Below are 13,115 nucleotides of genomic sequence, written 5' to 3'. Positions count from 1 at the left end.
GCACCCAGCGCCGTACCGCCGTCCGCCTCACGCTTGAACCAGATGTTCGGGAAGCCCAGGAAACGGTGCCACGCCACACCCATGTTGGTGTTGAGGCCGATGGTGATGGCCCAGGTCATGGTCACGCCCAGCTTGACCATGGCGAAGAGGTAGACGAGGTTCTGCAGCGCCGGGAGGCTCAGGCCCTTGAAGGCGAGGACGAGCGGATACGAGGCGAAGTACGCGGCGTCGTAGCCGTCGACGTGGTGGATCGCGCCTTCGAGGCCGCGCAGGGCCAGGATGCAGACGCCGATGATGAGGATGATGTATTCGACGAAGTACGCCTGCCAGGCCTTCGAACCGGCGAAGCGCGACTTGCGGCCGGCCCGCGAAGGCAGGTTCATCAGCCGGATCGCCATCAGTACGAGGATGCCGACGGTCGTCGCGAGCGCGATGAATTCGGTGTACACCTCGTACGGCAGCCAGCCGCCGACGACCGGAAGTATCCAGTCGGCCTTGAACAGTTGGCCATAGGCGGTGACGATCGTGAGTCCGAGCGTCAGGAACCCGACGGCGACGAACCAGTGCGCGACGCCGACGATGCCCCACCGGTTCATCCTCGTGTGGCCGACGAACTCCTTGGCCAGGGTCAGGCTGCGCGCCACGGGGTCATGGGTACGGCTGCCCGGGGGGACGGGCCGGCCCAGTCTTATGAACCGGTAGATCTGTGCGAAGGCGCGGGCGATGAGAGCGACGCCGACCACCGTCAGGGTCAGCGACACGATGATCGCGGCGAGTTGCATGAGGGCTCCTCGGGCCTGCGGGAACGGGATGTGCAGTGGAGCTACTAAGCGGTAGCTTTGTGTGCTCGTCGGACACTACCCATGATCACTGGCTCCATGAAGTGGCATGGCTGGTGATCTGCGTCGCTGGGCGGCGGGACGGGCTGGCATCGGCGCTTGGTGGCAGAGGGGCGAGTTCCTGCATCAGCTGAGGAGTTGAGCCGGTTCGTCGGCGGCGGTCCGTCGGTCCGGAGCTGGTGCGTCGGCTGGGAAGCCCTGTGTCAGGCGGGGTGGCCCGGCGTCAGGTCCGCGACGTCGGAAAAGCTGAGCGGCCGGGGGTGTCCGGGCATTTGCGGGGATACGGCCACCGGCTCCAGGAGGAAACCCACATGGTCTCCGCCGTCGAAGCGGTCGATTACGCGCCCGACGAACCAGGCGCACGCTTCGGTGAGCACCGGTGTCCCGCCGTACTGTGGCTGCCACGCGACGCGCTCGAACTTGTCGATGCTGTCGCCGGTCTCGCTGCCGAACAACTCGGCCAGAGCCTTGTCCTCGCGGCGCAGCACGTGCACACCGACATGTGAGGCCTGTTGGGCGACGCGGTACGTGCGATTGGCCTTGGACAGCCACACGGTGAACCGGGGCGGCTGGATCGAGCACTGCGAGGCGAAGCCCACCAGGCATCCCGCCCGTGAGTCTGCCGACGCGGCTGTCACCAGGTACATCGGATAGTCGAGCAGATCGGTGAACGTGTCGAGCTCCACGAGGGGACCGTACCGCGAGCAAGGGTCGAGTCGGGCGAACGGGGTGCACGCGGCGCCGCCGGCCGATCGCCCTCCGGGGCCTGCTCTCCTCTCTTCGGTGACCCTCGCTGTCGTTGGACGCGCAATCCCCCCGACGGTCGAAGTGGTACGCTATGAGGGACGAGACGCAACGGTTCGTCTTGTTATCTCGCTCGTGAGAGGAGCGGCATGGAACACTTCATCGACGTGGCACCCGGTACAAGCCTGTGGGTCGAGGAGCGCGGCGCCGTCGATGCCCCGCCGCTGCTGCTGATCATGGGCGCGCAGGCCTCCGGCATGGGCTGGCCGGACGCCATGGTGGACGCGCTCGCCGCCCGGCACCGCGTGATCCGCTACGACCACCGCGACACCGGCCGTTCCACTTGGCCCTTCGATGAACGGCCCTACGCGATCACCGATCTCGCCGAGGACGCGATCGCGGTGCTGGACGGCCTCGCTGTCCGGCGCGCCCACGTCGTGGGCCTGTCCCTGGGCGGCATGCTGGCGCAGCTCCTGATGGCCGATCACCCCGACCGCGTGCTCAGCGCGACCCTGATGGGAACCTGCTCGCTCAGCACCGTCCCGTACATGCACGCGGACGGGACCCGCACCCCGCCGGAAGAACTCCCCGGTATCGCTCCCCATGTGCTGGAGATGTGGGCTCGCCCCTTCGACGACCAGGGCCTCGAGGCCGAACTGGACCGACGGGTCGAACACTGGCGGGTGCTGGGCGGAGGTCAACTGCCCTTCGACGCCGAGTACTTCCGTGCCCTCGAGCGGAAGATCGTCGCACACACCGGGCACTACGCCGTGAGCACCGCGCACGGCCGTGCCGACGTCTCCGGCATGGACCGAACCGAAGTACTCGCGAAGACCGATGTGCCCACCCTCGTCGTCTCCGCCCCCGCCGAACCGGTCTTCCCGCCCCCACACCCCCAGCACCTGGCCCAGGCGATCCGAGGCGCCCGCGTCGTCGAGGTACCCGGCATGGGCCACGCATTGCCCCGAGAGGTCCTTGGCCCGCTCACCGCCGCGATTTTGAACCACACCGTCGGGGCGGCGCCCGGGCGAGGCCGGCTCGATGTCGGTCAGCCGATTCCTGGAGCGTGGTGAACCGACCAACCGCCGTCAGCGACCAGCCCCGCCCGCCCCCCCAGTCGCTCGCACAATTCTTCGACGCCGGCGAGGACCGGCAAGCGCGAGCAGCGCTCCTGCACGACGCCTATGTGGCAAAGATCAATTCTGAGAAGCAGGCTTCCAGCCCGGTGCGGTGGCAGCTGTTCCGCACTGGTGGGAGGCTTGCAGGAGAGGCCGAATGGGTGAGGAGTGGGCCCGTGGGCGCAGCGACCGCAGCCGCACAACTGGACGGGACCGCCGTCCAGGAGCTGGAGCGTTCCTTCGTAGGCGGGCTCATCCGGGCCGGCGACCCCGCCTACGACCAGGCCCGTAGCATCTGGAACGGCTCGATCAGCAAGTTTCCCGCCCTCATCGCGTACTGCACCGGCGTCGCCGACGTCGTCGCGGCGCTGCGGTGCGCGACGAGCACGGGGCTGCCTGTCGCAGTGCGCAGCGGAGGCCACAGCTTCCCCGGGCAGTCGCTCAGCGAGGGCGGACTCGTCATCGACCTGTCGGCGATGAACGGGATACGCGTCGATCCGGAGAGCCGTACGGTCAGGGCCCAGGCCGGGGTGCTGCTCGGAGCGCTCGACCGGGAGACACAGCACTTCGCGATGGCCGTGCCCTCCGGCATCGTGACGCACACCGGTCTCGCCGGACTGACGCTCGGCGGCGGGATCGGCTGGCTGATGCGCAAGTACGGGCTCACGGTCGACCAGCTGTTGTCGGTCGACATGGTCACCGCGGACGGCGCGTTCGTCACGGTGAGTGAGACGCGCGAACCCGAACTGTTCTGGGCCGTGCGCGGTGCGGGAAGCAACTTCGGCGTGATCACCGCGTTCGAGTTCCGGCTCAACCCGGTGGGCCCCACGGTGCTCGCCGGACCGATCCTGTGGCCCATGGAGGAGGCGCCCGACGTCCTGCGCTTCTACCGGGACTGGATCACCGACGTACCGGATGAGCTGACGACCATAGTCGTGCACCGCAAGGCCCCGCCGCTCCCGGCCATCCCTGCGGAGCTGCACGGCAGGCCCGTTGTGGCAGTGATCAGCTGTTACGCCGGGGACATCGAGGCCGGTCAGGAAGTCCTGCGGCCCATGCGCTCCTTCGGAACCCCGCTTCTCGACCTGTGCGCACCCAAGCCGTTCGTGCAGCATCAGGCCATGTTCGACCCGTCCTTCCGTCCCGGCTGGTGGTACTACTTCCGGGCCTGCGACGTCGGCCGGCTCACCGACGACGTCGTCGACATCACCGCCGAGCACGCCTTGCGGATCGACTCTCCGCTCTCGACCTGCGGGATCTTCCACCTCGGCGGCGCCGTCGCCCGCGTCGGTGAAGACGAGACTGCCTTCAGCGGCCGCGCCACCGGCCACACCTTCAACATCAACGGCAACTGCGAGACCGCCATAGGTTTCGCCGAGGAGCGTCAGTGGGTACGCGACTCCTGGTCCGCGCTGGAGCCGTATCAGGCCGGTGTGTACGTCAACTTCCTCATGGACGAGGGGGCGGAGCGCGTCCGGCAGGCGTACGGGGAGGACAAGCTCCGCCGGCTGCGCGCGCTCAAGCAGCACTACGACCCGGCCAACGTCTTCCGCTCCAACCAGAACATCGCTCCGGAAAGCTGACGTCACGGCGGCTGGTGGCGGGCCATCGGCGCTCCACCGGCGCGTACTCAGATCAGTTGCGACCTGATCAGGAACCGCACCCCTTCCGGAGCTTCCAGCGAGAAGCCGCTGCCGCGCCCTTCCACCACGTCGACGATCAGGCGGGTGTGCCGCCATACGCCGTACTGCGAGACCGACATCCAGAAGGGAACGGCCTCCTCGACACCCTCGACCACGAGGGATTCCAGGAGCACGTCGGAGCCGCCTGTACGGAACTCGCCGTCCGGATAGCACATGGGCGCACTGCCGTCGCAGCAGCCGCCCGACTGATGGAACATCAACGGGCCGTGGAACTCCCGCAGTCGGCGCACGAGAGCGGCGGCGGCGGGGGTGAACTCCACGCGCGGTCGGTCTGTTCGCGGCCCAGAGGCATCATGCGGGTACACGTGCCGCTCCTCCCTCGACGAGTCGATCGGGCACTGCCCAGCCAACTCCCCTCAACGTTGCGAGCCGGTTGCACGCACGAGCCGTCGCGCTCCAGCCGGCGTCGCCACCGCCCCGGTCCCCGTCGCGGCCTACGTGCTCCCGTTCCTCAGCCGTTTCCCGTACTCGAACAGCTTCCGCTCCACGACATCCGGTTCAGCCTCCCACTGCCGCGCCCAAGAGTGCGCAAGCTCCAGGTACTTCGTGTACACGCCCGAGTCCCACCGCATGCCGGCGTCCCATTTGTCCGAGGTCAGATCGTCAAGGGCCAATGCGACGTTGCTGTCGATGATGAGCGGCCACCGCACGCCGACAGGGCGGTCTGCCGTCGCGAAGTACAGGACCTTGCTGAAGAACGCGGGGCCGAGGTGCTTCACCCGTTCGTCCCGGTCGTTCATCACCAGGTAGGCCGCTACAGGATCTCCGTCGTGCAGCTTGGCGAACGCCTCGCAGAGCCGCTCGTCAAGCCACTTCGCGTCGTTGTCGTGCAGGATCCGCGTGCGGCGGGCGACCCGTTGGGCACTGGTGCCTGTGCCCCACACCAGGGCGGCTATCAGGAGGTCACGCCGCTGCCGCAAGGTGCCGGTCTGCTCGGCCATGCGGAAGACGGTCCGTCTGTCCACGGTCGGCCACCGGTTCGGAGCCGGGACGATGTCCAAGGCCTTCGGCCACCAGTCCTGGACGGGAAGCCGCGTGAGCCAATGCTGAGGGCTGAAGGGAATGGCCTGGCTCAGGACGTACGACTCGCGGTCCGGTGGAGGGTCGCGGAACAGGTCTTCAGGGCTGGCCACAGCGACTCCTCGGTCGGGTTGTCTCGCAGAGTCGATGATGCACCGTGGGTCTGACAGTGAGCCCTTCTTCGCCCAAGGCGTGGTTGCTGTGGCGCGTCCCGCACGTCAAACGGGTGCGCTGAGACGACACTGGTGCGCACAGCGCCCTGGCCGGGCGGTCCAGCACGCCGGAAGGACGCTGCCCATGCCCACTGACACTCACCCCGCCCCCCTGCGCGTACTCGTCATCGGTGGGGCGCTGCGGGCCGCGTCGACCAACGCCCGCCTCGCCTCTCTCGTGGCACGCCTGGTCGCCGACACCGGAGCCGCTGCCGACCTCGCCGCCATGCGCGACTTCGACATGCCCCTGTACGACGGCGACCGCGAGGCCGCCGAAGGGGTGCCGGACGGCGCTCTCGCGCTGCGCGACCGGCTGGAGCGGTGCGACGCCTTCGTGATCTCCTCACCGGAGTACAACGCCTCCACGCCCGGTGTACTGAAGAACGCCATCGACTGGGTCTCCCGCGTGCGGCCGCAGCCGTTCAAGACCAAACACGCGCTGCTCGTCTCCGCCTCCCCGTCCCTGGTCGGCGGCAACCGCGGGCTATGGGCGCTCCGGATTCCCCTCGAGCACCTCGGCACCCGCGTCTATCCGGACATGTTCAGCCTCGCCAGGTCTCACCAGGGGTTCACCGAGGACGGGCTGCTCGCCGACTCCGGACTGCAGGACCGCCTGACCGAGACCGTCGCGGCGTTCCTCCGTCTCGTCGAGGCCGATGTGCGGTACGTCTGCCTCCAGCGTCGTTGGTACGAGTTCCTGGGAGACCGGACCGAGGCACCCGTCACCCAGCGGGCGGAGGACTAGCCCGCCCAGCGGGTGGAGCACCGGCCCGGCCGGCCCTCGGCTGATGCGAGCGGTCCGTCTGCGCGTGCCGTGAGGTCGTACCGGTGGCAGAGTCGCAGAGCGTGCTTGTCCAACCCGGAGGTGCTGTTCGTGGACACAGTCCTGATCACTGGTGGAACCGGCCACCTCGGGCGTGATGTGGTGGATGCGCTGAAGTCCCGCTTCCGGGTGCGTGTGCTCGCCCGGTCCCCGGGGCGGGACCCCGAGGTGGAGTGGGTCAAGGGTGATCTCGCCACCGGCGCCGGAGTCGCGGAGTCCTTCGCGGGAGTGCGGATCGTGGTTCACGCTGCGACGATGTCCCCGGCGGCGCGGCGCGGATATCTCCTCCCCGCGGACTTCTGGCGCAGCCCTCGCGAGGTCGATGTGGACGGCACCCGTCGATTGTTGCGGGAGGCCCGCAGGGCGGGTGTCGCGCATTTCGCCTACGTCTCGATCGTCGGCGTCGACCGCTCCCGGCTTCCGTACATGCGGGTGAAGTGCACCGCCGAGGAACTGGTCCGGGACGGCGGAGTCCCGTGGTCGATCCTCCGGGCCACGCAGTTTCACTGGCTGACCGACCGCATGCTGGGCAAGATGTCCAGGATGCCGGTGCTGGCCGTTCCCGGAGCCCTGGTGACGCAGCCCGTGGATTCGTACGACTTCGCCGTGTACCTGGCGGGCCGCGTGCAGGACGGGCCGGGTGGCGATTGCCGGGACTTCGGTGGCCCTGAGCTGCTGGAGCTGCGTGACCTTGTCAGGCAATGGCAGCAGGCCCGTGGCCGGAAGTTCCGGCTGCTGAACGCACCCACGCCCGCTCGCCTCCGGCAAGAGGCCAGTGCCATGACTGCGCCGAACGCTCGCCTCGGCCGGACCACCTGGTCGGACTGGCTGCGCACTCACGAGCAGGAGTGACACCGGGGGACAGTGCCCGCCGGCCGGACGTTCCCGGGGCGGCCGCCGAGCGCGTAGGTCGAACACGCCCAGTCCATCCCGTGCAAGTACGACGGCCGCGCCATCGGCGTCATCGACTTCTCGCAGGCGACTGGCTCGTCACCAGCGATTTCGGCAGGCGGGAAGCCGCAGCCGTGAACAACCACGGCACTTTCCACGACATGCAGGTCGCCGCGCTGGCCCTGGCCACGGGGGGACCGGCAACTTGCCCGGCGCACCGTCCTCAGTGCCCGCGTCCGCATCGACACCCAGATCGCTGCGGACGGAAGCCAGCCCAACGAGATCAGCCGCAACCGCAGTTGGGCACTACTCGACCTTCAACCTGGTCGCGGTCACCCGGCTCGCCCCCATCGGCCGTCACGTGGGCGTCAATCTCTGGACGTACGAAGGGGCAGACGGGGCAGGCCCCTGCTCGACGCGGTGCACGAGCTCCTTCCCGCCGCGACCGGCGCCGCTCCGTGGCGCATCCGGTGGTGGACTTCCGCGCCTACGCGGCAAGCGGCCTCGTGCACGCCGCGGCGGACGCCGGTGGCCGCAAGGCCCGGGCCGCGCTGCCTCGTACGCAGAAGCCGCCCACCGGCGACCTCTGGGCGCTGCGGCGGCGCCCGAGCAGCTGGACTCGATCAAGAGCCGAACGGGCAGGCGTCCGTTCTCCTCCGGCCTCCAGGTGGCACATGGGCGGAGGCCCGGGGGACAGGCCGCGTAGTCCGTGCGTACAACACTTCACCCCGAAGAGGTCCCGTGAGCCGGTGAGAAGAGCGCTACCGGGGGTACCGGAGCGGGCATGGCATCGAAAACGCGCGAACCTCTGGCCCCGTGGGCAGTACGGCAACTGCGCCGGACGCGTTCCATCTATGTGGCCGGCATCGCCGTGTGGGCGGCGGGTGCGGGACTTGAGGGCTGGCAGCATCCGGGCAGCCGGGAGATGTGGGTCTTCGTACTGTTCCTGGTGGTCTTCACAGGACTGCTCTCGATGACGTCCTGGTGGCTGTGGCGCCATCAGACCGCCTTGCGGCTCGAGCAGTTGGGGCGTGCGTGTTCCAAGGGCAACCGACGGGCTGCGGTTCGGGAGGGGGCACCAGTCTGAGTGCGACCAGAGCCTAGAGCTGTCCCGTAGGGGATGTGACTCGTCCAGTACGGGCGAGGTGGCAGCCGCATGGTCAGGTGCGGCGCGCCAGAAGGTAGGCCCTGCGGGTCTCGACCTCGTGGGCGTAGTGCGTGCGCTCCATGTGCATCTCGACGGTGAACCCGGCCGCTTCGAGAAGTCCGGTGATGTGCGCGGGCTCGAGGAAACGGAAGTCGACGTCCACGCCGTGCCCCCACCACTCGTCCAGGTGCCGGACCTCCTCACCGACGTGGAAGGAGAGGAGGAGAAGCCCGGAGGGGCGCAGTACCCGGCTTGCCTCCTCGAAGGCGCGGTGCAGATCACCGGGGTCGAGGTGGATGATCGTGTAGAAGGCGACTGCGGAGCCGAACTCACCATCTCCAGCAGGTAGTTCCAACAGATCGCCTTGTCGGAACTCCACGTCCGAAAACCGGTGGCGGCCGGCCTCGACCATGCCCGCCGACAGATCGATCCCGACCGTACGCACGCCCTTCTCGGCCAGCCAGGCTGCCACGTGCCCAGGGCCACAGCCGAGGTCGGCGATCGCGGTCCCCGGCTCTGTCGATTCCAGGAGAGAGGCGAGGAGTGCCCGGTCGAGCGGCTTCCCGGCGAGCTCGTCGTGCAACCGGGCGGCGTACTCCTCAGCGACGGTGTCATAGCTTCGGCGTACGGAGTTGTGATGTTCGCGATCACTCATACGCGCCAGAATGCCATGGACCAACTGCGCCTCCGCCTGCGGCCAGTTGGACGTCTCGAGAACACCGGCGACCCGCTCGGCACACCACCTGTCCGCTACGGACTCAGTGGCTGTTCGGGTCGCGGGTCCGCAGCACGTGCGGGTGTCCGGCGTGTCCGCCGCTGCGACAGCGAGGACTCCGCGTGCCGAGCCCACGAGGCCGACTGCCGGGTGATCTGCCTCACATGCTGTCACAACGGTCCTTCACGCGGTGTCTTGTGCCCGAACCCCTTGGAACCGGAGGAGACACCATGGCTGAGAACACCGATGTTGTCGTGATCGGCGGCGGATACGCCGGCGTCATGGCGGCCAATCGCCTGACGCAGCGCGACGACGTGACAGTGACGCTGATCAACCCGCGCCCGGCCTTCGTCGAGCGGATCCGCCTGCACCAACTGGTGGGCGGTTCCCACGACGCGGTCGTCGACTACCGAAAGGTCCTGGCCGAGGGCGTCCGGCTGGTGGTCGACACCGTGGCACGGATCGACGCGGCCGGGCGCAGCGTGACGTTGGCGACGGGGGGCACGGTCGGCTACGACTACCTGGTCTACGCGGTGGGCAGTGGCAGCGCCGACCCGCGCGTGCCCGGAGCGGCCGAGTTCGCCTACCCGATTGCCGGCCTGGAGGAGGCGGAGCGGCTGCGGCCGGTCGTCGACGCCGCGTCGACGACAGCCGCGGTGACGGTGGTCGGAGCTGGTCCGACCGGCATCGAGACCGCCGCCGAGCTGGCGGAGAACGGCCGCGCCGTGACCCTGGTCTGCGGCGAGGTGCTCGGCCCGTACCTTCATCCTCGGGGTCGACGCTCGGTCGCCAAGCGGCTGGCCGAACTCGGTGTGACCGTGCTTGAAGGCGCCGACGCGAAGGTGACGGCGGTGACGCGCGACGCCGTGCGGCTCAGTGGCGGCCGCGAGCTGCCGAGCGCGGTGACCATCTGGACGGCCGGATTCGGTGTGCCGGACCTGGCCGTGCGCAGCGGGCTGCGTACCGACGCCTTGGGCCGCCTGCTCACGGACGAGACGTTGACGAGCGTGGACGACGTACGCATCGTCGCGGCCGGGGACTCGGCGGCACCGTCGGACCTGCCGTTCCGGATGAGCTGCCAGGCCGCGGTTCAGCTGGGCCCGCAGGCCGCAGAGACAGTGCTCAGCCGTATCGCCGGTGAGCAACCCGCGCTCATCAATGTGGGGTTCGTCAGCCAGTGCATCAGCCTGGGGCGTCGCGCCGGCATCCTTCAGTTCGCCGGCAGGGATGACACCGCCAAGAGGTACTACTTCGGCGGCCGCCCGGGCGCGAAGCTCAAGGAGTCCATTTGCAAGGCCACCGTCTGGCAGCTGGCGTACGAGGCACGCAAGCCCGGTTCGCGCACCTGGTGGATCAAGGATGACAAGCGCCGGCAGCTGCTGCAGGCCAAGCGCGGCGAGGCCCCGGCCGCCCCTGCACGGGCAACCTGAGCCACGTACCGGTGGCCGGTCCGGCCGAGGGTGAGGACTTTGCTGTGGATGCACGCTTGAAGGGTTTCGCCCACCAGGGCCGGCCGCGAAGGAGAGGGGTCGAGATATGAGCGATCACACCGCTGACCCGGCGACCGAGACGTTCGTCGCCCACCGCAACCTGCTCTTCACCGTCGCCTACGAGATGCTCGGATCGGCGGCCGATGCCGAAGACGTCCTCCAGGAGACCTGGCTGCGGTGGGTCAAGGTCGACTTGGCGCCGGTGCGCGACCACCGCGCCTACCTGGTCCGGATCACGACCCGGCAGGCGCTCAACCGGCTGCGCACCATGAGCCGCCGCAAGGAGGCGTACGTCGGCTCCTGGTTGCCCGAGCCGCTGCTTCGCCACCCGCTGCGACGTGCGGTCCGCTTCGGCGTGAAGACCCACAGGTTGATCCACCGCCCCTTGCCGGACGCCGTGCCGCCGCCTCTCTCGCAGGAGTACGGAATCTTCGCTCCCCGAGTCCGGTTCGAGGACCTGCGGACCGCCATCCAGTCCCTGGGGCACACGGTGGAAGTCGACGACGGGTCAGGCGACGTACACCGGTACGGGGTACCGGGATCCGGTACCCGCTTCTTCCTGATCGGTGATCCTGACCCGTATGGCCCTGCCGACCACAACGCGGGCGACCCGGACGAGCATCAGACGGGCGACGTGTGGTCGCTCGACGTGTCAGCGGCCTGGTGGGGGCCGCACCAGCGTGACGTGGCGCGGCATTCAGAGCCCCGCCGGATGAGCGGGCGTGATCCGGGTAGCCGTAATGAAGAGAGCCACACCGCGCGGGAGGACCCATGCCGTGGAACTCACCGACTGGCTGCTGACAACCAGCGAACGCGGCAACTCCGCGACCCGCCTGGACAGCCGCCGACCGGACCGAGCGGCCTGGTCGGACGGCAATCAGGCACGGCCCCTGGTCCATGGTGCTGCGTACTTCGGGGAGCTCCTTGCCGCGATCCGCTCGCAGCGCTCCGGCGACCTGCTCCTGTTCACCGACTGGCGGGGCGATCCGGACGAGCGGCTCGCGGGCCCCGGCACCGAAATCGGCACCGTACTGAGCGAGGCCGCGCAGCGCGGTGTGATCGTCAAAGGGCTGGTCTGGCGCTCGCACCTGGACCGCTTCCAGTTCAGCGAGACGGAGAACCGCCACCTCGGCGAGGAGATCGAAGCCGCAGGCGGCGAGTGCCTGCTCGACATGCGGGTACGGCCAGGAGGCTCCCACCACCAGAAGTCCGTCGTACTCCGGCATCCCGGCCGCCCGGAGCTCGACGTCGCGTTCGTCGGTGGCACCGATCTGTGCCACAACCGCCACGACGACGCCGCCCATCGCGGCGACCCGCAGGCACAGCCCATCTCCGCAGCGTACGGCCCTCACCCCCCGTGGCACGACATCCAGATGGCCCTGCGCGGACCGGTCGTCGGCGACATCGAGGCGTGCTTCCGCGAGCGCTGGGACGACCCTTCCCCGCTCAGCCGCAGCCCCGTCACCCGCCTGCGAGAGCGTGCGCACCGCGAGGACACCGACGCCGACCGGCTGCCACCCCAGTTGCCCGACCCCCTGCCCTGCGGCACGCACACCGTCCAGGTACTGCGTACCTATCCGAACCGGCTGCTGCGCGGCTACGCCTTCGCGCCCGATGGTGAGCGCAGCATCGCGCGTGGGTACCTCAAGGCGCTGCGACGGGCCCGTGCGCTGATTTACCTGGAGGACCAGTACCTGTGGTCTCCGCATGTGGTGAAGTGCTTCGCCGATGCGCTGGCCGCCAATCCCGGCCTGCGCCTTGTCGCGGTCATCCCGTCCGTCCCGGAGCAGGACGGCCGGTTCACGCTGCCGATGAACCTGGTCGGCCGGATCACGGCCCTGGAGAACCTGCGGCGCGGGGGTGGCGGGCGTGTCGCGGTGTACGGGCTGGAGAATCATGCCGGGACACCGGTGTACGTGCACGCCAAGGTGTGTGTGATCGACGATGTCTGGGCCTCGGTGGGGTCCGACAACATCAACCTCCGCTCCTGGACCCACGACTCGGAACTCGACTGCACCGTCGTGGACGAGAGGGCCGACCCCCGTGAGCCGCACGACCCGGGAGGACTCGGGGATCGCGCGCGCAGCTACGCCAGGAACCTGCGACTGGAGCTCTCGCGCGAGCACTTGGACAGGGAGGAACCGGAAGCCCCCGACGCGCCGGACCTCCTGTGCGACCCGGTAACCGCCTTCGACACCTTCGCGGCGAGTGCCGCCGCGCTGGACGCCTGGCACGACAGCGGTCGTGAAGGGGACCGGCCCCCGGGGCGCCTTCGTACGTACCGCCCCCCGGTCCTCTCGCAACCGGCGAAGGCGCTCTCCACGCCCCTGTACCGCCTTCTCGTCGACCCCGACGGCCGGCCCTTCGGGATGCGCCGCCACCACACGTTCTGAGCCGTCGCGGGACGTGGTTC

Annotated in this window: 11 protein-coding genes and 3 pseudogenes; 9 read left to right on the top strand and 5 right to left on the bottom strand. The window is 69.1% G+C overall.

Translation table 11 applies throughout. The features are described 5' to 3' along the window. Both ACWIHY_RS34525 and ACWIHY_RS34520 read right to left on the bottom strand, forming a co-directional pair. Positions 1–782, bottom strand: a pseudogene (locus ACWIHY_RS34525) (Fe-S oxidoreductase); the annotation flags it as partial. A gap of 260 nt (positions 783–1,042) precedes the next feature. Beyond that, complete coding sequence (locus ACWIHY_RS34520) at positions 1,043–1,486, bottom strand: flavin reductase family protein (RefSeq protein WP_454380349.1); 444 nt, start codon at positions 1,484–1,486, stop codon at positions 1,043–1,045. Positions 1,487–1,732: 246 nt separating this feature from the next. Between ACWIHY_RS34520 and ACWIHY_RS34515 the strand changes: the two genes are divergently transcribed. Together ACWIHY_RS34515 and ACWIHY_RS34510 are read left to right on the top strand one after the other, a co-directional pair. Next, positions 1,733–2,656 (top strand): alpha/beta fold hydrolase, encoded by a 924-nt coding sequence (locus ACWIHY_RS34515; protein WP_454380346.1) that lies wholly within the window; start codon positions 1,733–1,735, stop codon positions 2,654–2,656. Between the two features lie 221 nt (positions 2,657–2,877). Beyond that, complete coding sequence (locus ACWIHY_RS34510; protein ID WP_454380345.1) at positions 2,878–4,284, top strand: FAD-binding oxidoreductase; 1,407 nt, start codon at positions 2,878–2,880, stop codon at positions 4,282–4,284. A 47-nt stretch (positions 4,285–4,331) separates the two neighbouring features. Here ACWIHY_RS34510 and ACWIHY_RS34505 read toward each other — a convergent pair whose 3' ends face one another. Continuing rightward, positions 4,332–4,664 carry a DUF779 domain-containing protein gene (locus tag ACWIHY_RS34505; protein WP_454380344.1) on the bottom strand — a complete coding sequence of 111 codons (333 nt, stop codon included), beginning with the start codon at positions 4,662–4,664 and terminating at the stop codon, positions 4,332–4,334. Between the two features lie 174 nt (positions 4,665–4,838). Then, positions 4,839–5,537, bottom strand: coding sequence for an 8-oxoguanine DNA glycosylase OGG fold protein (locus ACWIHY_RS34500; RefSeq protein WP_454380343.1), 699 nt, complete (start codon positions 5,535–5,537; stop codon positions 4,839–4,841). Positions 5,538–5,721: 184 nt separating this feature from the next. On the opposite strand from ACWIHY_RS34500, the gene ACWIHY_RS34495 reads away from it, so the two are divergent. The 4 genes and pseudogenes from ACWIHY_RS34495 (at position 5,722) to ACWIHY_RS34480 (ending at position 8,437) form a co-directional block, all read left to right on the top strand. Continuing rightward, positions 5,722–6,381 carry an NADPH-dependent FMN reductase gene (locus ACWIHY_RS34495; RefSeq protein WP_454380342.1) on the top strand — a complete coding sequence of 220 codons (660 nt, stop codon included), beginning with the start codon at positions 5,722–5,724 and terminating at the stop codon, positions 6,379–6,381. A gap of 129 nt (positions 6,382–6,510) precedes the next feature. Further along, positions 6,511–7,311 carry an SDR family oxidoreductase gene (locus tag ACWIHY_RS34490; protein ID WP_454380341.1) on the top strand — a complete coding sequence of 267 codons (801 nt, stop codon included), beginning with the start codon at positions 6,511–6,513 and terminating at the stop codon, positions 7,309–7,311. A 57-nt stretch (positions 7,312–7,368) separates the two neighbouring features. Beyond that, a pseudogene (locus tag ACWIHY_RS34485) lies at positions 7,369–7,975 on the top strand (alginate lyase family protein); the annotation flags it as partial. A 159-nt stretch (positions 7,976–8,134) separates the two neighbouring features. Beyond that, the gene (locus ACWIHY_RS34480; RefSeq protein ID WP_454380340.1) at positions 8,135–8,437 is read left to right on the top strand and encodes a hypothetical protein; all 303 of its coding nucleotides are present in this window, start codon (positions 8,135–8,137) and stop codon (positions 8,435–8,437) included. A gap of 73 nt (positions 8,438–8,510) precedes the next feature. Here ACWIHY_RS34480 and ACWIHY_RS34475 read toward each other — a convergent pair whose 3' ends face one another. Continuing rightward, complete coding sequence (locus ACWIHY_RS34475) at positions 8,511–9,152, bottom strand: class I SAM-dependent methyltransferase (RefSeq protein ID WP_454380339.1); 642 nt, start codon at positions 9,150–9,152, stop codon at positions 8,511–8,513. A gap of 290 nt (positions 9,153–9,442) precedes the next feature. On the opposite strand from ACWIHY_RS34475, the gene ACWIHY_RS34470 reads away from it, so the two are divergent. The 3 genes and pseudogenes from ACWIHY_RS34470 (at position 9,443) to ACWIHY_RS34460 (ending at position 13,095) form a co-directional block, all read left to right on the top strand. Continuing rightward, the gene (locus ACWIHY_RS34470) at positions 9,443–10,642 is read left to right on the top strand and encodes an NAD(P)/FAD-dependent oxidoreductase (protein WP_454380338.1); all 1,200 of its coding nucleotides are present in this window, start codon (positions 9,443–9,445) and stop codon (positions 10,640–10,642) included. A 106-nt stretch (positions 10,643–10,748) separates the two neighbouring features. Beyond that, positions 10,749–11,033: pseudogene (locus tag ACWIHY_RS34465) on the top strand (sigma factor); the annotation flags it as partial. A gap of 445 nt (positions 11,034–11,478) precedes the next feature. After that, the gene (locus ACWIHY_RS34460) at positions 11,479–13,095 is read left to right on the top strand and encodes a phospholipase D family protein (RefSeq protein WP_454380337.1); all 1,617 of its coding nucleotides are present in this window, start codon (positions 11,479–11,481) and stop codon (positions 13,093–13,095) included. Positions 13,096–13,115 lie beyond the last annotated feature (20 nt).

The organism is Streptomyces sp. NPDC055287 (assembly GCF_053646035.1).
Note: the sequence above shows the minus strand (reverse complement) of the source record. Positions and strands in the feature narration are given on the sequence as shown.